Source organism: Bacillus sp. FSL M7-1020 (assembly GCF_038050415.1).
Classification (GTDB): domain Bacteria; phylum Bacillota; class Bacilli; order Bacillales; family Bacillaceae_G; genus Bacillus_A; species Bacillus_A toyonensis.
Map to the genome: position 1 here is coordinate 64,437 of NZ_JBBOTW010000001.1, position 20,564 is coordinate 85,000.

Sequence of the window (20,564 nt, forward strand, 5' to 3'; positions counted from 1 at the left end):
GAATGAAAGATATGAAAGAGCAAGTATTACAAGTAACAAAAGGTGATTTCGTAGGATCAGCAAGTGGAGCGGTAGTATTAACAGCATTAATCGTATTTCTATCAAGCGTATTAGTATAATAGAAGTTTTGTAACAAAAGATAAATGAAGGGAGAATGAAAGATATGAAAGAGCAAGTATTACAAGTAACAAAAGGTGATTTCGTAGGATCAGCAAGTGGAGCAGTAGTGTTAACGGCATTAATCGTATTTCTATCAAGCGTATTAGTATAATAAAAGTTTTAAATTGTACAAAATGAAAGGAGAATGAGGAATATGAACAGTGAACAAGTGCTACAAGTAACAAAAACAGATTTATTAGGATCATTAGGCGGAGCAGTAATATTAACATCATTTATTCTATTCCTTGCAAATATATTAGTATGAGAAATATAAATACAATTATTCAAAAAAAATAAAGACTCTAACGTATTAGTAAGTAGTTAATATGTTGGAGTCTTTTTTGTTTTCCCCACATATATACCTTCAATTATGAATATTTTCCCCTTACTTTAAAGAGAAAAAAGTCGAATTTTATATGTAAGAAAAAAAGAGGAATTTGACAGAAAAGATAGAAAATTTTAAAGGTCAGAAATTGTTAGCCTGCTAACTAATTTCTATAAATTGATGTTGGAAGCGTTTTCGGTTGGTTTTAGGTATGGACCATTTAATCTATTTACAGGGGGATGAAGAGATTATGAAACAAAAATCTATGGATACGCTAGCTGCACAAATGGAGGACTTTTTTCCGGTACGTGATGTAGATCATTTGGAGTTTTACGTAGGGAATGCAAAACAATCGAGTTATTACCTTGCGAGAGCGTTCGGATTCAAAATTGTGGCTTACTCTGGATTAGAAACAGGAAACCGTGAAAAGGTATCTTATGTTCTTGTGCAAAAAAATATGCGTTTTGTTGTGTCCGGGGCCCTAGGTAGCGATAATCGTATCGCAGAGTTTGTAAAAACTCATGGTGATGGTGTAAAAGACGTTGCATTACTTGTCGATGACGTTGATAAGGCTTACTCGGAAGCGGTGAAACGTGGTGCCGTCGCAATTGCTCCACCTGAGGAGTTAACAGATGAGGATGGTACATTGAAAAAAGCAGTTATTGGTACGTATGGTGATACAATTCACACGCTTGTAGAGCGTAAAAATTATAAAGGAACATTTATGCCAGGATTCCAAAAGGTTGAGTTTAATATTCCATTTGAAGAATCTGGTTTAATTGCTGTAGATCATGTAGTTGGTAACGTTGAGAAAATGGAAGAGTGGGTTAGTTATTACGAGAATGTTATGGGCTTTAAACAAATGATCCATTTCGACGATGATGATATTAGTACAGAGTATTCGGCATTAATGTCAAAAGTTATGACGAATGGAAGTCGTATTAAGTTCCCTATTAACGAACCAGCAGATGGAAAGAGAAAATCGCAAATTCAAGAATATCTTGAATTCTATAATGGAGCAGGTGTACAACATCTTGCCTTATTAACGAGTGATATTGTTAAAACAGTTGAAGCGCTTCGTGCAAATGGTGTGGAGTTTTTAGATACACCAGATACGTATTACGATGAGTTAACTGCGCGAGTTGGAAAAATCGATGAGGAAATTGATAAGTTAAAAGAATTAAAGATTTTAGTAGACCGTGATGATGAGGGCTATTTACTGCAAATCTTTACGAAACCAATTGTAGACCGTCCAACTTTATTTATTGAAATCATTCAACGTAAAGGTTCTCGTGGATTTGGTGAAGGGAACTTTAAAGCATTATTCGAATCAATTGAAAGAGAACAAGAGCGTCGCGGAAATTTATAAGATTTGTATCCACCAGCAAGAATTCTTTTGCTGGTGGAAATTTCATTTTCATAGGGAGGAATTATGATGAAATTTGTTACATTTCGTCTCCCTTCGAAAGAAATGCGAGCTGGGTGGCTTGAAGGTGACAAAGTAATCGATATGAATCTTGCTAGTGACGGAAAAGTCCCTTCCTCTATGCTCGCCTTTTTAGAGAAAGCGGATGAGTATGTAGAGCTGCTGCGTAATAGTAAGAATCCAAACAAGGGTATATATTCCTTAGAAGAAGTACAATTGACAGCTGTTATTCCTAATCCGGGTAGCATTCGAGATTTTTATGCATTTGAACAGCATGTAAAAACAGCTCGCGGACGAAGAGGACTAGATGTTGTACCTGAATGGTATGATGTCCCGGTTTTTTATTTTACTAACCATCGTGCTGTTATTGGTCCAGATGATTTTGTAATTGGTCCGAAGAAGTCTAAAAAGCTTGATTATGAATTAGAGATTGCTTGTGTAATCGGAAAAGAAGGAAGAAATATTTCTCGTGAGCAAGCAGAGGAATATATTTTTGGTTATTGTATTATGAACGACTGGAGTGCAAGGGACTTACAAGCAACAGAAATGAAGGTAGGGCTTGGACCAGCAAAAGGAAAAGACTTTGCAACTTCATTAGGAGCGTATCTCGTTACGAAAGAGGAATTAGACATTTATCGTAATGGTAATCGATATGATTTAGAGATGACTGCTCACGTGAATGGGAAACTATTATCAAAGGGAAATTTCCAAGATATTTACTATACGTTTGCTGAAATGATTGAACGTGCTTCACAAGACGTGACCTTATATCCGGGAGATGTGATCGGTTCTGGAACAGTAGGAACAGGATGTATTTTAGAACTTGGTACAGAAGAGTGGCTACAAGATGGAGATGTTGTAGAGCTGTCGATTACTGGTTTAGGTACGTTACGTAATACGGTCAAAAAAGACATGAAAGCAGGTGATGGGCATGTTTTATCGTCACATGGGGGAGCTACCTCATAAACGACATGTACAATTTCGTAAAAAAGATGGAGCGCTTTATCGTGAACAGGTAATGGGAACGAAAGGTTTTTCTGGTACGCAGTCTATTTTGTACCATCATTATATGCCAACGGAAGTAGGTCATGCGGCAGTATCTCATTCTTGTCAGTTGCAGTATGAAGAAGATGTAGCTCTTGCACATCGTCATTTTCGCACGAAAGAAAATAAAAAAACGGGCGATGCAGTAAGCGGAAGAAATTTTATGCTTGGGAATGAGGATTTATTAATTGGAGTAGTGACTCCGACAGAAAAAATGGACTATTTCTATCGTAATGGCGATGGCGATGAAATGTTATTTGTTCATTATGGAACAGGAAAAATCGAAACAATGTTCGGAACGATTCACTATAGAAAAGGTGATTATGTAACGATCCCAATTGGAACGATTTATCGTGTTATTCCAGATGAAGGAGAGACTAAGTTTCTTGTTGTAGAGGCGAATAGCCAAATTACAACACCACGTCGCTATCGCAATGAATATGGGCAATTGTTAGAACATAGCCCGTTTTGTGAGAGAGATATTCGTGGCCCGGAAAAATTAGAGACATATGATGAGAAAGGTGAGTTTGTCGTAATGACAAAGTCGAGAGGATATATGCATAAGTATGTTTTAGGGCATCATCCGCTAGATGTTGTTGGGTGGGATGGTTATTTATATCCGTGGGTCTTTAATGTGGAGGATTTTGAACCAATTACAGGCCGTATTCATCAGCCACCACCAGTACATCAAACATTCGAAGGGCATAATTTCGTCATTTGCTCTTTCGTACCGCGTTTATACGATTATCATCCAGAATCTATCCCGGCACCGTATTATCATAGTAACGTGAATAGTGATGAAGTACTGTACTATGTAGAAGGAAACTTTATGAGCCGAAAAGGTGTGGAAGAAGGGTCTATTACACTTCACCCGAGCGGAATTCCTCATGGGCCGCATCCTGGGAAAACAGAGGCAAGTATCGGAAAAAAAGAGACGCTTGAATTAGCCGTTATGATAGATACATTCCGTCCGCTTCGTATTGTAAAACAAGCACATGAAACGGAAGATGAAAAGTATATGTATAGCTGGATTGAAGATGGTTCATATACTGTGAAATAAGCAAAAAGAGGCGTGCTCAATAAAGGGGCACGCCTCTTTAATATGTATAATGACACCAAAATAAGGTGATAGAAAGATTCTCAGAAAGAATAATAAGGATATTGTATATTCCGAAAGATTTCTACTTATTTCGACAAAAGTATTGACGAGAAAAAGTGTTATGAGTAAAATAAAAAAGCGAATTAAAAATTTTCAGAAAATTTAAAACTTGGAGGAGTGGACGATGAAGCAAATTTTTCAAAAGAAGCCTATTGCAAAGTTAATGCAAGAAAGTAAGCAAAAAACGTTAGCGAGAACATTGGGCGCACTGGATTTAACTATGCTTGGAATCGGAGCGATTGTTGGAACTGGTATTTTCGTTCTTACAGGCGTAGTGGCAGCAAAACATTCTGGACCAGCTATTATATTATCATTCGCGATAGCCGCATTAGCCTGTGCCTTTGCTGCATTTTGTTATGCTGAATTTGCTTCTTCAGTTCCTGTCTCGGGTAGCGTATATACATATACGTACGCGACGATGGGAGAAGTATTCGCGTTTTTAATTGGTTGGGATTTAATGCTTGAATATTTACTTGCTACATCTGCTGTAGCAAATGGATGGTCCGCTTATTTTCAGTCTTTACTAAAGGGATTTGGGATTCATATTCCGACCATTCTTTCTTCGGCCCCAGGCACAGGAAAAGGTGGAATAATTGATTTGCCTGCAGTCTTAATTATTTTAGTGATGACAGCTCTTTTATCTAGGGGTGTTCGAGAGAGTGCACGTGTAAATAATATTATGGTATTTATTAAAATAGCAGTTGTTCTTATTTTTATCTTTGCTGGTTTTAATTATGTGAAGCCTGAAAACTGGACGCCTTTTATGCCATTTGGTTTAGATGGTGTAATGGCTGGGGCTGCTACAGTATTCTTCGCATTTATAGGATTCGATGCAGTTTCAACAGCTGCGGAAGAAGTGAAACGTCCACAACGTGATTTACCAATCGGCATTATTGCATCGTTATTAATATGTACAGTTCTTTATATCGTTGTTTCACTTATTCTGACAGGAATTGTTCCATACGGACAGCTGAATATATCAGATCCAGTTGCTTTTGCACTTCAATTTATTGGACAAGATGGTTTAGCGGGGGTAATTTCAGTAGGGGCAATCACAGGGATTACAACTGTAATGCTAGTGATGATGTATGGGCAAGTTCGTGTTTCATATGCGATGAGCCGTGATGGGTTATTGCCGAAGCGTCTGGCTAAGGTTCACCCGAAATTTAAAACACCGTTTTTAAATACATGGACAACGGGTATTATTGCAGCATTGATTTCAGGATTAATAGATTTAAATGTATTGGCACACCTTGTAAACATGGGGACATTGTCAGCCTTTGCACTCGTAGCTGTTGCGGTTATTGTGATGAGAAAGACTCATCCGGATTTACCAAGAGCATTTAAGGCGCCACTCGTACCATTTTTACCAGCGTTAACAGTAATTTTCTGTTTATACTTAATGCTTCAATTATCAGGGACAGCGTGGATTAGTTTTGGAGTATGGATGGTTATCGGTATAGCGGTTTACTTCTTATATAGTCGAAAACATAGTGTTTTAAATAATAGTAAAAAAGAAGATGATGTAGCGAATTTATAAGTGGAAAAATCCATTCTAATTCTGTTAGAATGGGTTTTTTTATTTGAAAATTTACATTTTTCTGAATCTATTATAAGATAATTGTTGGTCAACTAAAGGGGTGAAAATATGAAAAATACATGGCGTGAGCTAAGGGAAATGGATCGTAACGTATGGATTCGATTTATCGGTGAGACATTGAATGGAATTGCGATGATGATGTTAATGCCTTTTTTCGCATTATATTTAAAAGATAAGGTAGATTCTTTATTACAGGTTGGAGTTATTATGGCGCTTTCTCCAATTGCTGCAAGCTTTGGATCGCTTATAGGTGGAAGAATTGCTGATATATATGGAAGAAAGCCGATTATGATATTTTCAATGGCAAGTAATGCATTATTAATGCTCGGTTTTTTATTTATAGAAGGGTTTATTTCATATGCAATTTTATCTGTTTTTTTAGGATTAAGTAATTCTTTATTTCATCCAGCTGCATCAGCGATGGTTGCAGATGTGACCGCGCCAGAAAAAAGAACCGAAGCATATGGTTTATTGCGAATGGGACACAATATAGGTGCTGCAATCGGTCCAATAATGGGTGCATCAGTAGTGGTGTTGTCAAAGAATCTTGTGTTTATTATTGCTTCTTCTACGATGCTATTTTATGCATTACTTGTACTAATTCTTATCCAGGAGACAATGCCAAAAGCAGCAGATAAAAAAGAAGAGAATGCAGAGAAGGAATCAGGTGCAGTTTGGAAAGTTTTAATGAGAGATAAGGCGTTAATGATTTATTTGTTAGCAGGTATCATTATTTCTATGGGATTTTCTCAAACAGAAGGCATGTTACCACTTCACTTTGATAATGAAATGAAGGATATTTTTGGAGTTAACAATCCATACCCGTATTTAATGGCGCTAAATGGACTATTAGTTGTGTTGTTCCAGTTTCAAATTTCAAAATGGGCGACAGATAAACCTGTCGGAAAGACGATGTTATACGGGGCGTGTTTGTTTGGAATTGGTTTGTTTTTTATAGGGTGGTTACCGAAGTGGTTTGGAGAATTTAATACAAATGCTACAATTATTTTAGTGACGTTAATGTTCGTGTATGCCATATATACGTTAGGCGAGATGATTATGTCGCCTGTACAGATGACGTTTGTAGCGAATTTGGCCCCTGAGCATTTGAGAGGAACTTATATGGGAGCAGCGAGTTTGCAGTGGATTACGGGAAGTGCATTTGGTCCACTTCTTGGAGGTTTTTTATTAGATAGATTACTCGGACATTTCTTATTTACAATTTTAGGTGTAGGATGTTTAGTTGCAGGTATTGTATACGTTTCTTTAGATCGCCTTGTGGAACAAAGGCAAAAGGACACACTAACCAAACAATCTTCTTAATAAAATAGGTGACATACACAAAAAGGGGATTTCTACATATTTTAGGTACATAACTAGATTAGGTTGCCATTTCATTTTGTGTAGTTGTGAAGAAAATGAAATAGAAAAGTGTAGAAATCCAATAAGTGGTGTCATTTAATTATTTGTGGAAGTTACATTTTATTTCAAATAGGAACTACCTATTTTTATAAAAAGTGCTAAAATAGAAAAATGAAAACAATTGGTTAGGGTGATTTAATTGACGAAAATTAAATTAGGTTTATTATATGGTGGAAAATCAGCTGAGCATCAAGTTTCGTTACAGACGGCTCTTGCTGCTATTAAAGCGTTAAATCAAGATAAATTCGAGATTCATCCGATTTATATTACAGAGCAAGGTCAATGGGTACGCGGTGAGCGTATTGAAGGTGAAGTAACGGATGTTGAAGCTTTAAAAATGAGCGGTGCAGAAAATTCGATTTCTCCGTTATCATTAAGCACGGAAATTATTCCATCTGCAACTTCTGAGGAAGATGCTATCGACGTTATTTTTCCATTACTACATGGACCAAATGGTGAAGATGGAACGGTTCAAGGGTTATTAGAATTAATGAACATTCCTTATGTAGGAAATGGTGTTCTAGCATCGTCTGCCGGTATGGATAAAGTTGTTATGAAAAATATCTTTGCAGAAGCTGGTTTGAAACAAGCGAAATATGCATCTTTCATTCGTAGTGCATGGGAAAAAAATCGCGAAGAAGCTTATGACAAAGTAGAAGAGAAGTTAGGGTATCCTTGCTTCGTAAAACCAGCAAACCTTGGTTCAAGTGTTGGTATTAATAAATGTAAAAATCGTGAAGAACTTGAGAGTGCATTTGAAGAGGCATTCCAATTCGACCGCAAAATTATTGTAGAAGAAAATATCGTAGGTCGTGAAGTAGAAGTTGGTGTACTAGGTAACGACGAACCGAAATGTTCAGTTGTAGGTGAAATCGTACCGAAAAAGGACTTTTATGATTATAAGTCGAAGTACATCGATGGTGATACAGCGTTAATTATTCCAGCTGAAATGACAGAAGAAGAGTCTAATGTAATTAAGCGAGATGCAATTGTTGCATTCCAATCTTTAGATGGTGCAGGCTTAACACGAGCTGATTTCTTCTTAACGAAAGACGGAGAAGTATATATTAACGAAGTAAACACAATGCCAGGATTTACGCCGTTTAGTATGTTCCCTCTATTATGGCAACATACTGGATTACCATATCCAGAATTAATTGAAGAGCTAATTCGTTTGGCGATTGAACGTCACGAAGAAAAACAAAAAATTAAATATACAATATAACAAAAAAGGAGGAGGCACTATTCGAAGGAATAGTGCTTCCTCTATGTAAGGAGTGTTTTCATGATTAATCGAACGTTAAAACAAGTAGAACAGATGATAAATGGTACGGGATTAGCAGAGCAGTATGAGGGAATTACTATACAGGGAGTGTCTATTGATACGAGAAAAATCGAAAAAGGAAATTTATATGTTCCGATTCAAGGTGAACGTTTCGATGGACATGCTTTTGTAGATAAAGCTGTTGAAAATGGAGCTGTTGCTACATTATGGATGAAAGATGTAGCAAATCCGCCTGAGAATCTTCCAGTTATTTTTGTAGAAGACACACTATTGGCATTACAAATGTTAGCGAAAAACTATCGCGATCAATTGGATGTTAAAGTTATTGGTGTGACAGGTAGTAACGGTAAAACATCTACGAAAGATATTGTAACAAGCCTTCTTGCGACTAAATTCAAAGTTCAAAAAACAGAAGGTAATTTCAATAACCATATCGGTTTACCTCTTACTATTTTAAACCTAGAAGAAAATACGGAAGTTGCTGTATTAGAAATGGGTATGTCAAGCCGAGGAGAAATTGAATTCTTATCTAAGTTAGCTCGTCCTAATGCAGCTATCATTACGAACATTGGTGAGGCGCATTTAATGGATTTAGGCTCTCGTGAGGCAATTGCAGAAGCGAAATTAGAAATTGTGGCAGGATTACAAGAAGGCGGAGTGTTCGTATATAACGGAGATGAGCCATTATTAACAAATCGTGTTCCTGAAATGAATTTAGCGACGGAAACAGTAACATTTGGTGATGCCAGAGCAAACGATTACTATCCAACGACTGTAACATTACAGGCAACTGGCACACATTTTAAAATGAATAGAGAAGAAAACATTTCATTCTATATACCAGTGTTAGGGAAACATAATGTGTATAATACACTTGCTTCCATGGCGATTGCGAAACATTTTGGTGTGACATGGGAAGAAATGAAACAAGGTTTAGTAACACTTCAAATGACAGGTATGCGCATGGAAATTGTAAAAAAGGATAGTGGGTTAACAGTTATCAATGATGCTTACAATGCAAGTCCGACAGCTATGGAAGCAGCATTCCATTTAATGAATGGTTTAGATGGTTTTTCTCAAAAAATCGTCGTGCTTGGTGATATGTTAGAGCTTGGAGACCAAGAGGTTCAATTTCATTATGAAGTAGGTAAATTAATTGACCCAGCAAAAATCTCATATGTATTCACATATGGTAGATTAGGGGCTCAAATTGCTGAGGGAGCGGAAATTAATTTCCCTGGTGAACGTGTAAAGGCCTATCATAATAAAGAAGAGCTTGTAAAAGATTTACAGGCGGTAGTTGGTAATAACGATGTTGTATTAGTTAAAGCATCTCGTGGTATGAAATTAGAAGAAGTTATTACGATGTTGAAATAATTGGTGAATATAAATAGGGATGATAGTCACGAAAATAGAAGAAACTTATAATAAGCGCTTACAGAGGATGTTAAAAAATAAAAGTGAAGAAAAAAAGTCCTGAATATGAAAATAAGGTAACAGTTGGGTTTGCTTTTTGCACATACAAAACTTATAATTGATAAAGTGTAATAACGTTTAAAAGTATTTTCGTGTAGAAATACGCCCGTTTATATACGTGAGCATTCAGGAAAAGGGCTTTTCCGCCAATTCGGAAAATGCCTTTTTTTAAATGATAAGTATAGGATAGAAAAGGAGAAGTAACATTGACAACATTTCGAGAATTAGGATTAAGTGAATCTTTATTGCAATCTGTTGAAAGTATGGGCTTTGAAGAGGCTACGCCGATTCAAGCTGAAACAATCCCACATGCATTGCAAGGTAAAGATATTATTGGGCAAGCGCAGACAGGTACAGGGAAAACAGCAGCATTTGGATTACCGCTATTAGATAAAGTAGATACTCGTAAAGAAGCAGTTCAAGGTATTGTTATCGCGCCAACGCGTGAATTAGCAATTCAAGTTGGAGAAGAACTATACAAAATTGGTAAACATAAACGCGTTCGTATTTTACCAATTTATGGTGGTCAAGATATTAACCGCCAAATTCGTGCTCTAAAAAAACACCCACACATTATTGTTGGTACGCCGGGTCGTATTTTAGATCATATTAACCGTAAAACACTTCGCCTACAAAACGTTGAGACTGTTGTTCTTGATGAAGCGGATGAAATGTTAAACATGGGCTTCATTGAAGATATTGAAGCAATTTTAACAGATGTGCCAGAAACACATCAAACATTATTATTCTCAGCGACAATGCCAGATCCAATCCGTCGTATTGCTGAGCGTTTCATGACTGAGCCTCAACACATTAAAGTAAAAGCAAAAGAAGTAACAATGCCAAACATTCAGCAGTTCTATTTAGAAGTGCAAGAAAAGAAAAAGTTTGACGTATTAACGCGCTTACTAGATATTCAATCTCCAGAGCTTGCGATCGTATTCGGTCGTACAAAGCGTCGTGTTGATGAATTATCAGAAGCATTAAACTTACGTGGTTATGCAGCAGAAGGTATTCATGGTGACTTAACACAAGCGAAACGTATGTCTGTATTACGTAAATTTAAAGAAGGTGCTATTGAAGTTCTTGTTGCAACAGATGTTGCTGCGCGTGGTCTTGATATTTCAGGCGTAACACACGTATACAACTTCGATATCCCACAAGATCCAGAATCATACGTTCACCGTATCGGTCGTACTGGCCGTGCAGGTAAAAAAGGTATTGCAATGTTATTTGTAACACCACGTGAATCAGGACAATTAAAAAATATCGAGCGTACAACAAAACGTAAGGTTGACCGTATGGAAGCACCGACACTTGACGAGGCACTAGAAGGTCAACAACGTTTAATCGCTGAAAAACTTCAAAGCACAATTGAAAATGATAACTTATCATACTACAAGCGTATTGCAGAAGAAATGTTAGAAGAGAACGACTCTGTAACAGTAGTAGCTGCTGCTTTAAAAATGATGACAAAAGAGCCAGATACAACACCAATCGCTTTAACATCAGAACCACCAGTTGTTTCAAGAGGTGGCGGTTCTAAAAAACGCGGTGGTAACGGAGGCGGATACCGTGATGGTAACCGTAATCGTAGTCGTGATGGACGCAGTGGCGATGGTCGTAACCGTGACCGTAACCGTGACGGACGCAGTGGCGATGGTCGTAACCGTGATCGCAATCGTGATGGTGGCCGTGATGGTAACCGTGGTCGTAGAGGTGAAGGTCAAGGTCGCCCTGGATCTTCTTCAAATGGACGCGGCGAAAGAAAACATCATAGCCGTCCACAAGCTTAATAAAAAAAGAGAATGCCCTTTGTTGGCATTCTCTTTTTTTATTTCTAAAATTGTACATACTACATAATAACTCATGTAGAAAAGAGGTACGATATGCTTGTAAGGCTTGGGTATGTTGCGATGAGTGTGCATTTGAAGAACGCATCTCCATCTCAAACGATGACATATGCACAGTTTCAACGGATTGATGATCGAGAGGCTGCGATTCGTAAACTTGAAAGAATCGCTAATTCGAATTTGGAAAATTGCTTGCGGTTATTAAAGCATAATAAGGGGCATGATATATCTTTCTTTCGACTTAGTTCTAAGCTTATTCCTTTAGCGAATCATGAGGAGTTGTTAGAGTGGAACTATATTCGTCCATTAAAAGAAAGTTTAAAAGTGCTAGGTGAATACGCAATTCGTATGAATATGCGTATTGATTTCCATCCGGATCACTTTGTTGTACTAAATTCACCGGAGGAAAGTATTTTTAAACAGTCAGTAAAAACTTTGCAGATGCACAAAAAAATGTTAAAAGGTATGGGGATTGCACATAAGCAACGATGTGTATTACATGTTGGAGGAGGTTATAAAGATAAAGAGCTCGCATTAGAACGCTTTATAGAAAATTGGTCTAACGTTCCAAGGGGTATTCAAGAAATGATCATGTTAGAAAATGATGATACAACCTTCACGCTAGCGGAAACATTGTATTTAGGAGAAAAATTAGACATTCCGGTCGTGTTTGATTTGCATCATCATACGATGAACAATGAACGAGAAGATTGGCATGAAGATTGGGCGCGTGTTGTTCATACGTGGGAAACATCTTTGTTACCAGTTAAAATGCATATCTCCAGTCCTAGAGATGAGAAAGACCCGAGGGCACACGCTGATTTTATTGATGTTGATGCATTCTTATCTTTTTTAAGAAGGATTAAGGGAAGTGTTGGGCAAATTGATTGTATGATTGAGGCGAAGCAGAAGGATGAGTCTTTATTTCAACTCATGAGAGACTTAAGTAAACAAATAGATGTGGAAATTATCGATGGTGCGAGCTTTTACATTAAATAAGCTCAGCACCATCGAATTTTTTTGTTAAAAAAGGAGTTAAAATACCACCGGTTATTAATCCTGCTAAATGGCTTATAGGATTGGCGAAAGGATTAAAGAAAGTAAATAATAGTAATATAAGTATCATGATTGAGAAAATAGCAATTTCTTTTGAGTGTGAAGGGCGGTATCGATCGTACAATAAAAATAGTTGGGCGCCTAGTAACCCGAAAATCCCACCAGATGCTCCCGTATGAATGTATTCAGGAGGCATAATAATATAAGAAGCGATATTTCCGGAAATACCGGGAAGAAAAAATAGAATGATAAAAGAAATGTGTCCGAGTTGTTTTTCGATAGAAGAGCCAAGAATAAATAAGCAAATACTATTAGAAAGAAAATGTTGTAAGTCCACGTGTACGAGCAGAGAAGTTATGACACGCCACCATTCTCCTTTAGTGATATATTCATTGTTAGCTGCCATTGGAAAGAGAAAGAAGTCGCCTAACATCATCATGAATAGTTGAATAAGAAGTAAAGAGAGGATGATTGGATTTAAGGAAATGCGAGTGGGTCGTATTAGCATGCTGGTAGTATCACTCCTTTTGCATCAGAATGATTCTCTGTTATTCTTACAATATGAAAGAAGAAAGCTAAATAGAAGAAGGGGATTTCGAAATGATTGTAGGGATTGGAATAGATATTATTGAATTGAATCGAATTGAAAAAATGCTAGATGGAAAGCTTAAATTTATGGAACGTATTTTAACTGAAAGTGAACGTAATGTTGCTATGGAACTGAAAGGGAGTCGCCTTACAGAGTTTGTAGCGGGAAGATTTGCAGCGAAAGAGGCGTATTCAAAAGCGGTAGGCACTGGTATCGGGAAAGAAGTGAGTTTTTTAGATATTGAAGTGAAAAATGATGATAGAGGGAAGCCGCTTCTTATTGCAAATACAGAGCATATTGTTCATTTATCAATTAGTCATAGTAAGGAATTTGCTGTTGCACAAGTTGTTTTAGAAAGCTCGTCACGCTAGTCTGCATATTTCATATCCTTGTCTCATATATTTGAGGTAGCGATAAGGAAGGTACACCTTCCATTCATTTATAGGGGCAAAGGGGCTGAAGTGATGAAAAGGCGTCTGTTTTTAGTTCTTGTCGGTTTATTGACCGTTTTTGTGTTGGCGGGCTGTATGGAAAAGAAACAAGATGATGTTGTGAGAGATTTAGAAGCGAAAGTGAAAGGGATGAAAAGTTATCAAGCTGAAGCGAAATTAACTATTAAAACAGGGAATGAGCCTCAGGAGTATAAAGTGGAAATTTGGCATAAAGAACCTTCTTTTTATCGTGTGAATTTACAGAATGCAAAAAAAGATCAGAGCCAAATTATTTTAAGAAATGAAGAAGGGGTATTTGTATTAACTCCAGCGCTTAATAAGAGTTTCCGTTTTCAAAGTGATTGGCCGCAAAATAGTAGCCAGGCCTATTTATATGAATCACTTGTAAGAGATATTTTGCAGGATAAGAAAAACCTTACTTTCGAGAAAACAGATAAATATTATATTTTCAAAACAAAAACAAACTATCAACATCAAAATATGTTACCGAAACAAGAGATTACATTGAAGAAAAGCGATTTAACACCAGTTTCGGTGAAATTAATGGATAATGATCAAAATGTTCTTGTGAAAGTAGATTTCTCTAAAGTGAAATTCGATGCGAAATTTGATAAAGGTGCATTTGATACGAAACAAAATATGTCTAGAGCGCAAGTAGATGTTCAAACAACAGCGAAAGAAGACAAACCATTTGCTATTTTGTATCCGCGTGATACGCCGCAAGGCATGACTCTGAAAGACGAAAAAGAGTTGAAGACAGACAGTGGCAAGCGTACGATACTCACATACACTGGAAATAAGAAATCCTTTACCTTAATACAAGAAAAGGCAAAAGTTGCAGAGGCTTCGTCAGCAGTAAGTGTAAGTGGAGAGCCGGTTGATCTTGGGTTTACGATTGGTGCATTGACGAAAGAATCTGTAACGTGGTCACATAACGGAGTAGAATATATGCTCGTGTCTAAAGGTTTAGAGCCGAATGAGTTGTTAATGGTAGCTCGTTCAGTTACAGCGAAGCAGGTGAAGTAAACTTCTTAGACGTGGTGATATATGTGCACCACGTCTTTTCTTAGTTTGAAGGTGGATTTCATAAAAGAAGCATATAAAAGAATAAGCTTCGCATATCGTGTATAAGGAAGTGTATTTATGGAAGAAGCGTCATTTTACCGTGATACTTGGGTGGAAGTGGATTTAGATGCGATTTATAACAATATTACGCATATTAAAGAGTTCATTCCGAGTAATGTTGAGATTTTTGCTGTAGTTAAAGCGAATGCATATGGGCACGATTATGTACCGGTGGCTAAAACCGCATTAGAAGCAGGTGCAACAAGATTAGCAGTTGCTTTTTTAGATGAAGCCTTAGTTCTTAGAAGGGCTGGTATTACCGTACCAATTTTAGTGCTAGGTCCTTCCCCGCCTCGAGATATAAATGTAGCTGCTGAAAATGATGTAGCATTAACTGTTTTTCAAAAAGAATGGGTGGAAGAAGCCATCAAACTATGGGATGGTTCATCTATAATGAAATTCCATATTAATTTTGATAGTGGTATGGGGAGAATTGGAATACGCGAACGCAAAGAATTAAAAGAATTCTTAAAGAGTTTAGAAGGTGCACCATTTTTAGAGTTAGAAGGAGTATATACGCATTTTGCAACAGCAGATGAGGTTGAGACTTCGTATTTTGATAAGCAATATAACACGTTCTTGCAGCAGTTAAGTTGGTTGAAGGAATTCGGAGTGGATCCTAAATTTGTCCATACAGCTAATAGTGCTGCAACTTTACGTTTTCAAGGAATTACATTTAATGCAGTACGAATTGGTATTGCGATGTATGGATTATCCCCATCTGTAGAAATACGTCCTTTTTTACCATTTAAATTAGAACCGGCGTTATCACTGCATACGAAAGTTGCTCATATTAAACAGGTGATTAAAGGGGATGGAATTAGTTATAACGTCACTTACCGAACAAAAACTGAAGAATGGATTGCAACTGTTGCGATTGGATATGCAGATGGCTGGCTTAGAAGATTACAAGGATTTGAAGTGCTTGTGGATGGTAAAAGAGTACCGATTGTAGGGAGAGTAACAATGGATCAATTCATGATTCATCTTCCTTGTGAAGTCCCGCTTAGTACGAAAGTTACACTCATTGGACGACAAGGTGATGAATATATTAGCGCTACAGAGGTTGCTGAATATTCCGGGACTATTAATTATGAAATTATTGCAACGATTAGTTTCCGTGTGCCGAGAATATTTATACGACATGGTAAAGTTGTAGAAATCATCAATTATTTGAATAATATATAGAAGATCATCTAATTTGCTTCTTGTCATTTAATTGAGCTTTTTATTGATGGAAAATATGCTCTTTTTTGATGAGAAGCTTTTACTTATAATCACTTTTAATATAAGTTTTGCATAGGAATTCTTTTGTTCCTTGTTTAAAATAAGATGAAAAATAATAGAAGATGAATGTTTTTCCTGTGAATTGGAAAACATAAGCAAGGAATAAGGAAGTCTTTGCAACAGGCTCCATACAATGGTATTATTACAATAGGTGTCATATATATATTTGGGTGTGTAGTTGACGGTGGAGGTGTATTTTTGTGTCCGAATCAAGTGTAACTACTGAAATCGTGGTTCGGTTGCCAAAGCAAATGGTAACGGAATTGGACGGAATTGGAAAACAAGAGAATAAGAATCGCCATGAACTAATTTGCCAGGCAACACAACTGTTATTGCGTCAACATAAGACGAAGAAACGCTACCAACATGAATCAATGCGACGTGGGTACATTGAAATGGGAAAAATTAATCTTGGTATTGCATCTGAAGCTTTCTTAGCAGAGTATGAAGCAGCTCATACGGTAGAACGCTTAGTTAGCGGGGGGTAATATTTTGATTGTAAAACGCGGCGACGTGTATTTTGCAGACCTTTCCCCAGTTGTTGGTTCTGAGCAAGGAGGCGTTCGTCCGGTTCTTGTCATTCAAAATGACATCGGAAATCGTTTTAGTCCAACGGTGATTGTAGCGGCTATTACTGCACAGATTCAAAAAGCGAAATTACCCACTCATGTGGAAATTGATGCGAAAAAGTATGGATTTGAGAGAGATTCTGTTATTTTACTTGAGCAGATTCGAACAATCGATAAGCAACGCTTAACGGACAAAATCACTCATTTGGATGAAGTGATGATGATTCGTGTAGATGAAGCGTTACAAATTAGTTTAGGACTAATAGATTTTTAAATCGGCAGTTTAAGTTGCTCTCTTTGAAGGGCAACTTTTTTTTATTATAGAGGAGGTTACGGTTGTATATGGAAATGGTAGATAATCGACAAGCGTTAATGAAAATGTTAGTGAAAGAATTAGGCTTTACCGAAAAGCAAGTTCGTCATGTTATTCAATTAACAGAAGAAGGTAACACAGTTCCATTTATTGCTCGTTACCGAAAAGAATGGACAGGCTCTTTAGATGAGGTGCAAATTCGTGCAATCTTAGAGAGATGGCAATATATGATGCAGCTTGAAGATAGGAAAGAAGAGGTTCTTCGTCTTATTGGTGAAAAGGGTAAGCTAACCGAAGAGTTGCGCCGTCATATTGTTGCCGCAACGAAACTACAGGAAGTAGAAGATTTATATCGTCCTTATAAAGAGAAAAGAAGAACGAAAGCGACGATTGCAAAAGAAAAAGGATTAGAACCGCTAGCTGAATGGTTATTGTTATATAAAAAAGAAGATCCGGCTAAAAAGGCTATGGAATTTGTTAATGCAGAAAAAGAAGTGGAATCTGCAGAAGAGGCGTTGCAAGGTGCGCAAGACATTATTGCAGAAATCGTTTCAGATGAAGCTGCGTATCGTAGTTGGATTCGGAATGTTACTTTTAGAAAAGGTGTTATGTCTTCGGTTGTAAAAGACGAAGAAAAAGATGAAAAGAATATATATGAAATGTATTACAGTTATGAAGAACCGTTGCAGAAAGTAGTACCGCATCGTGTATTAGCGATGAATCGCGGTGAGAAAGAAGATATATTGAGAGTTTCTGTTGTTCCACCAGTAGATGAGATAATAACTTTCTTATATAAGAAAGTAATCCGTGATAACGATTCAAAAAGTGCGCATTATGTACAATTAGCGATTGAGGATGGCTATAAACGATTAATTCAATCTTCGATTGAAAGAGAAATTCGAAAAGAATTAACAGAAACAGCTGAAGAACAAGCGATACATATTTTCTCTGAGAACTTACGTAATTTATTATTACAACCTCCAATGAAAGGGAAGGTTGTGCTAGCCGTAGACCCTGCATATAGAACTGGTTGTAAATTAGCTGTAGTAGATGATACGGGGAAAGTTCTATATATCGATGTTATTTATCCGCATCCACCTGTTCGTAAATATGATGATGCAAAAAAGAAAGTTCTTTCTATTATAGATAAATATCAAGTTGAAATGATTGCAATTGGGAACGGCACAGCTTCTAGAGAAACGGAAGAGTTTATAGTAGATGTATTACAAAGTGTGAAACAGGATGTTTTCTATATTATTGTAAATGAAGCAGGGGCAAGTGTGTATTCGGCTTCCGATTTAGCTCGTGAGGAATTCCCTGATTTCCAAGTTGAAGAAAGAAGCGCGGTTTCAATTGGAAGACGCCTGCAAGATCCACTTGCTGAGCTCGTGAAAATTGACCCTAAATCGGTAGGGGTGGGGCAATATCAACATGATGTAACTCAAAAGAGATTAAATGAATCGTTAACATTTGTGGTAGAGACAGCAGTTAACCAAGTTGGTGTGAATGTAAATACAGCTTCAGTTGCATTGTTACAATATGTTTCGGGGTTATCAAAAACAGTTGCGAAAAATATTGTAGCTAAGCGTGAGGAAGATGGGAAATTTACGAAGCGTACTGAATTAAAGAAAATCCCTCGTTTAGGCGCGAAAACATATGAACAGTGTATTGGGTTTTTACGTATATTAGAAGGCGCGAATCCGTTAGATCGTACAGGGATCCATCCAGAACAATATAAAAATGTCGAATTGCTACTAAAGAGTCTAGGGTTATCGAAGAATGATGTAGGGAAACCGAACTTGCAGGAGAGTTTAGAGGGAGTGGATGTTTCTAAATTATCTCAAGAGACGGAGATCGGTGAGCCGACATTGGTTGATATTATTGATGCCTTAATTAGTCCAGAGCGAGACATGAGGGATGAATTGCCAAAACCACTTCTGAAAAAAGGGATTTTGAAATTAGAAGATTTACAGCGTGGTATGGAACTGGAAGGGACAGTTCGTAACGTTGTTGATTTTGGTGCTTTTGTTGACATTGGTGTAAAACAAGATGGTTTAGTGCATATTTCTAAATTAAGCAAACAGTTTGTAAAGCATCCATTAGATGTTGTATCTGTAGGGCAAATCGTAAAAGTATGGGTAGATGATATTGATACAAAAAAAGGTCGTGTTGCATTATCTATGTTACCGATTGAATAGTAAGAAAAGAGAGCAGATAAAACTGCTCTTTTTTTTATGGAGTAGAAAGTGTAATGGATTATGAGCTTTGATGTATTTTGCTATAATAAAACCAGCATTCATTTAGCAATTTAATTTGATACCGGTTTTTTTCAAAATATGCACGTTGCATTTGTTTTTTTAGCCATGTAGGCATAGGAATCCCTCCTTGTATAATCCTACTCTCAAAAATTTACCTTTGTAGTTAAGGTACTATTGACGAGAGGTTAATGAGTGGATTTCTATTAATGTCGTATTTTTAGAAACCACGCTTCTTGAATGAGGATGGGTATATGTACTATTTAATATATGTATAGGAAGGGAGAAAAGTGTAAAAATATTTTTTTGTTTAGGAGGAATGAGAATGCATGAGAAAGAAATTCAGCAGCTAGTGGAAGAAGTATCCCTACGATACTTCGGGATGCCATTCTTACATAAAGCGATGTTTAATAATAGATTACGTACAACTGGTGGACGTTATCTATTGAAGAGTCACAATATCGAACTGAATTATCGATATTATGAAATGTATGGTAAAGAAGAATTAGTCGGGATTATTAAACATGAACTTTGTCATTATCACTTGCATATTACAGGGAGAGGATATAAGCATCGGGATAGGGATTTTCGTGAACTATTAAAAAAGGTAGGTGCACCACGTTTTTGTAAGCGAATGATTAATGAAGAGAAGGAAAAGAAGGAAAAGAAGGTTTATATGTATGAATGTATGGAGTGTTCGCTTCAATATGTAAGAAGACGTCAAATAAATACAAAAAGATATGTCTGTGGAAAGTGTAAGGGAAAACTAAAACCGGTAGCGAAAACATCTTGACAGTGAAAACGCAATCCAGTATATTATAAACATGTCACGTTTGTGCAAGATATTGTTAAAAAACATCTTGACTTACGATGAGAAGTTTTATAAGATACAAATTGTCTTCATTATTCCGCAGTAGCTCAGTGGTAGAGCTATCGGCTGTTAACCGATCGGTCGTAGGTTCGAGTCCTACCTGCGGAGCCATACAGAGAAGTACCCAAGTGGCTCAAGGGGCTCCCCTGCTAAGGGAGTAGATCGCTAACGCGGTGCGAGGGTTCGAATCCCTTCTTCTCTGCCATACATATTGGCCCGTTGGTCAAGTGGTTAAGACACCGCCCTTTCACGGCGGTAACACGGGTTCGAATCCCGTACGGGTCACCACTTTGGAGGA

The 20,564-nt window shown here is 37.1% G+C and carries 21 protein-coding genes and 4 tRNA genes (1 of these 25 only partly in view); 23 read left to right on the plus strand and 2 right to left on the minus strand.

The genetic code is table 11. The annotated features are described in order from the left end of the window. Positions 1 to 2 precede the first annotated feature (2 nt). The 12 genes from MHB70_RS00355 to uvsE all read left to right on the plus strand — a co-directional run bounded on the left by MHB70_RS00355 (position 3) and on the right by uvsE (position 12,748). The gene (locus MHB70_RS00355; protein WP_000654250.1) at positions 3 to 119 is read left to right on the plus strand and encodes a DUF3948 family protein; all 117 of its coding nucleotides are present in this window, start codon (positions 3 to 5) and stop codon (positions 117 to 119) included. Positions 120 to 163: 44 nt separating this feature from the next. Then, positions 164 to 271 (plus strand): DUF3948 family protein, encoded by a 108-nt coding sequence (locus tag MHB70_RS00360; RefSeq protein ID WP_000664237.1) that lies wholly within the window; start codon positions 164 to 166, stop codon positions 269 to 271. A 42-nt stretch (positions 272 to 313) separates the two neighbouring features. Next, the gene (locus tag MHB70_RS00365) at positions 314 to 424 is read left to right on the plus strand and encodes a DUF3948 family protein (RefSeq protein WP_001083697.1); all 111 of its coding nucleotides are present in this window, start codon (positions 314 to 316) and stop codon (positions 422 to 424) included. A gap of 310 nt (positions 425 to 734) precedes the next feature. Continuing rightward, positions 735 to 1,853, plus strand: a complete 1,119-nt coding sequence (hppD, locus tag MHB70_RS00370; RefSeq protein WP_000810910.1) for a 4-hydroxyphenylpyruvate dioxygenase — start codon at positions 735 to 737, stop codon at positions 1,851 to 1,853. Between the two features lie 66 nt (positions 1,854 to 1,919). Beyond that, a complete protein-coding gene (locus tag MHB70_RS00375; RefSeq protein ID WP_000674026.1) occupies positions 1,920 to 2,876 on the plus strand; it encodes a fumarylacetoacetate hydrolase family protein in 957 nt (318 codons plus the stop codon). Further along, positions 2,842 to 4,014, plus strand: coding sequence for a homogentisate 1,2-dioxygenase (locus MHB70_RS00380; RefSeq protein WP_000499906.1), 1,173 nt, complete (start codon positions 2,842 to 2,844; stop codon positions 4,012 to 4,014). Before MHB70_RS00375 ends, MHB70_RS00380 begins: the two co-directional genes overlap by 35 nt. Before the next feature lie 223 nt (positions 4,015 to 4,237). Then, positions 4,238 to 5,653, plus strand: coding sequence for an amino acid permease (locus tag MHB70_RS00385; RefSeq protein ID WP_000809353.1), 1,416 nt, complete (start codon positions 4,238 to 4,240; stop codon positions 5,651 to 5,653). A 108-nt stretch (positions 5,654 to 5,761) separates the two neighbouring features. Next, a complete protein-coding gene (locus MHB70_RS00390; RefSeq protein ID WP_000799751.1) occupies positions 5,762 to 7,036 on the plus strand; it encodes an MDR family MFS transporter in 1,275 nt (424 codons plus the stop codon). A 238-nt stretch (positions 7,037 to 7,274) separates the two neighbouring features. Then, a complete protein-coding gene (locus tag MHB70_RS00395; RefSeq protein WP_000161430.1) occupies positions 7,275 to 8,360 on the plus strand; it encodes a D-alanine--D-alanine ligase in 1,086 nt (361 codons plus the stop codon). A gap of 60 nt (positions 8,361 to 8,420) precedes the next feature. After that, complete coding sequence (gene murF, locus MHB70_RS00400; protein ID WP_000610669.1) at positions 8,421 to 9,797, plus strand: UDP-N-acetylmuramoyl-tripeptide--D-alanyl-D-alanine ligase; 1,377 nt, start codon at positions 8,421 to 8,423, stop codon at positions 9,795 to 9,797. A 305-nt stretch (positions 9,798 to 10,102) separates the two neighbouring features. Beyond that, the gene (locus MHB70_RS00405; RefSeq protein WP_000206605.1) at positions 10,103 to 11,692 is read left to right on the plus strand and encodes a DEAD/DEAH box helicase; all 1,590 of its coding nucleotides are present in this window, start codon (positions 10,103 to 10,105) and stop codon (positions 11,690 to 11,692) included. A 93-nt stretch (positions 11,693 to 11,785) separates the two neighbouring features. Next, positions 11,786 to 12,748, plus strand: coding sequence for a UV DNA damage repair endonuclease UvsE (uvsE, locus tag MHB70_RS00410; RefSeq protein WP_000961174.1), 963 nt, complete (start codon positions 11,786 to 11,788; stop codon positions 12,746 to 12,748). On the opposite strand, the gene MHB70_RS00415 is transcribed toward uvsE, so the two are convergent. Next, positions 12,741 to 13,313, minus strand: coding sequence for a rhomboid family intramembrane serine protease (locus tag MHB70_RS00415; RefSeq protein WP_061530255.1), 573 nt, complete (start codon positions 13,311 to 13,313; stop codon positions 12,741 to 12,743). The genes uvsE and MHB70_RS00415 overlap by 8 nt on opposite strands. Before the next feature lie 92 nt (positions 13,314 to 13,405). On the opposite strand from MHB70_RS00415, the gene acpS reads away from it, so the two are divergent. The 6 genes from acpS to MHB70_RS00445 all read left to right on the plus strand — a co-directional run bounded on the left by acpS (position 13,406) and on the right by MHB70_RS00445 (position 19,338). Beyond that, positions 13,406 to 13,765, plus strand: a complete 360-nt coding sequence (acpS, locus tag MHB70_RS00420) for a holo-ACP synthase (protein WP_000635049.1) — start codon at positions 13,406 to 13,408, stop codon at positions 13,763 to 13,765. Between the two features lie 156 nt (positions 13,766 to 13,921). Continuing rightward, positions 13,922 to 14,872, plus strand: coding sequence for a LolA family protein (locus MHB70_RS00425; RefSeq protein WP_002037834.1), 951 nt, complete (start codon positions 13,922 to 13,924; stop codon positions 14,870 to 14,872). A 117-nt stretch (positions 14,873 to 14,989) separates the two neighbouring features. Beyond that, the gene (gene alr, locus MHB70_RS00430) at positions 14,990 to 16,159 is read left to right on the plus strand and encodes an alanine racemase (RefSeq protein WP_061530254.1); all 1,170 of its coding nucleotides are present in this window, start codon (positions 14,990 to 14,992) and stop codon (positions 16,157 to 16,159) included. Between the two features lie 299 nt (positions 16,160 to 16,458). Further along, positions 16,459 to 16,746, plus strand: a complete 288-nt coding sequence (locus tag MHB70_RS00435; RefSeq protein ID WP_000004570.1) for an antitoxin EndoAI — start codon at positions 16,459 to 16,461, stop codon at positions 16,744 to 16,746. 4 nt (positions 16,747 to 16,750) lie between these two features. Further along, positions 16,751 to 17,101, plus strand: coding sequence for a type II toxin-antitoxin system endoribonuclease NdoA (ndoA, locus tag MHB70_RS00440; protein WP_000635963.1), 351 nt, complete (start codon positions 16,751 to 16,753; stop codon positions 17,099 to 17,101). A gap of 68 nt (positions 17,102 to 17,169) precedes the next feature. Then, the gene (locus MHB70_RS00445) at positions 17,170 to 19,338 is read left to right on the plus strand and encodes a Tex family protein (protein WP_000426215.1); all 2,169 of its coding nucleotides are present in this window, start codon (positions 17,170 to 17,172) and stop codon (positions 19,336 to 19,338) included. A 58-nt stretch (positions 19,339 to 19,396) separates the two neighbouring features. On the opposite strand, the gene cmpA is transcribed toward MHB70_RS00445, so the two are convergent. After that, positions 19,397 to 19,513: a cortex morphogenetic protein CmpA gene (gene cmpA / locus MHB70_RS00450; RefSeq protein ID WP_001143642.1), complete on the minus strand. Its 117-nt coding sequence runs from the start codon at positions 19,511 to 19,513 to the stop codon at positions 19,397 to 19,399. 207 nt (positions 19,514 to 19,720) lie between these two features. On the opposite strand from cmpA, the gene MHB70_RS00455 reads away from it, so the two are divergent. The 5 genes from MHB70_RS00455 to MHB70_RS00475 form a co-directional block, all read left to right on the plus strand. Further along, complete coding sequence (locus MHB70_RS00455) at positions 19,721 to 20,188, plus strand: SprT family protein (RefSeq protein WP_000544525.1); 468 nt, start codon at positions 19,721 to 19,723, stop codon at positions 20,186 to 20,188. Between the two features lie 114 nt (positions 20,189 to 20,302). Then, positions 20,303 to 20,377 (plus strand) — tRNA-Asn (locus tag MHB70_RS00460). A gap of 3 nt (positions 20,378 to 20,380) precedes the next feature. Continuing rightward, positions 20,381 to 20,471: transfer RNA gene (locus MHB70_RS00465), tRNA-Ser, on the plus strand. A gap of 8 nt (positions 20,472 to 20,479) precedes the next feature. Beyond that, a tRNA-Glu gene (locus tag MHB70_RS00470) sits at positions 20,480 to 20,554 on the plus strand. Positions 20,555 to 20,558: 4 nt separating this feature from the next. Further along, positions 20,559 to 20,564: transfer RNA gene (locus MHB70_RS00475), tRNA-Val, on the plus strand; it runs 70 nt beyond the window's last position.

What these genes read in the sequence shown, in the direction of transcription:
- MHB70_RS00355 (WP_000654250.1), top strand. Translation starts at nt 3, where the DNA reads ATGAAAGATATGAAAGAGCAAGTATTACAAGTAACAAAAGGTGATTTC.
- MHB70_RS00360 (WP_000664237.1), top strand. Translation starts at nt 164, where the DNA reads ATGAAAGAGCAAGTATTACAAGTAACAAAAGGTGATTTCGTAGGATCA.
- MHB70_RS00365 (WP_001083697.1), top strand. Translation starts at nt 314, where the DNA reads ATGAACAGTGAACAAGTGCTACAAGTAACAAAAACAGATTTATTAGGA.
- hppD (WP_000810910.1), top strand. Translation starts at nt 735, where the DNA reads ATGAAACAAAAATCTATGGATACGCTAGCTGCACAAATGGAGGACTTT.
- MHB70_RS00375 (WP_000674026.1), top strand. Translation starts at nt 1,920, where the DNA reads ATGAAATTTGTTACATTTCGTCTCCCTTCGAAAGAAATGCGAGCTGGG.
- MHB70_RS00380 (WP_000499906.1), top strand. Translation starts at nt 2,842, where the DNA reads ATGTTTTATCGTCACATGGGGGAGCTACCTCATAAACGACATGTACAA.
- MHB70_RS00385 (WP_000809353.1), top strand. Translation starts at nt 4,238, where the DNA reads ATGAAGCAAATTTTTCAAAAGAAGCCTATTGCAAAGTTAATGCAAGAA.
- MHB70_RS00390 (WP_000799751.1), top strand. Translation starts at nt 5,762, where the DNA reads ATGAAAAATACATGGCGTGAGCTAAGGGAAATGGATCGTAACGTATGG.
- murF (WP_000610669.1), top strand. Translation starts at nt 8,421, where the DNA reads ATGATTAATCGAACGTTAAAACAAGTAGAACAGATGATAAATGGTACG.
- uvsE (WP_000961174.1), top strand. Translation starts at nt 11,786, where the DNA reads ATGCTTGTAAGGCTTGGGTATGTTGCGATGAGTGTGCATTTGAAGAAC.
- MHB70_RS00415 (WP_061530255.1), bottom strand. Translation starts at nt 13,313, where the DNA reads ATGCTAATACGACCCACTCGCATTTCCTTAAATCCAATCATCCTCTCT.
- acpS (WP_000635049.1), top strand. Translation starts at nt 13,406, where the DNA reads ATGATTGTAGGGATTGGAATAGATATTATTGAATTGAATCGAATTGAA.
- MHB70_RS00425 (WP_002037834.1), top strand. Translation starts at nt 13,922, where the DNA reads ATGGAAAAGAAACAAGATGATGTTGTGAGAGATTTAGAAGCGAAAGTG.
- alr (WP_061530254.1), top strand. Translation starts at nt 14,990, where the DNA reads ATGGAAGAAGCGTCATTTTACCGTGATACTTGGGTGGAAGTGGATTTA.
- MHB70_RS00445 (WP_000426215.1), top strand. Translation starts at nt 17,170, where the DNA reads ATGGAAATGGTAGATAATCGACAAGCGTTAATGAAAATGTTAGTGAAA.
- cmpA (WP_001143642.1), bottom strand. Translation starts at nt 19,513, where the DNA reads ATGCCTACATGGCTAAAAAAACAAATGCAACGTGCATATTTTGAAAAA.
- MHB70_RS00455 (WP_000544525.1), top strand. Translation starts at nt 19,721, where the DNA reads ATGCATGAGAAAGAAATTCAGCAGCTAGTGGAAGAAGTATCCCTACGA.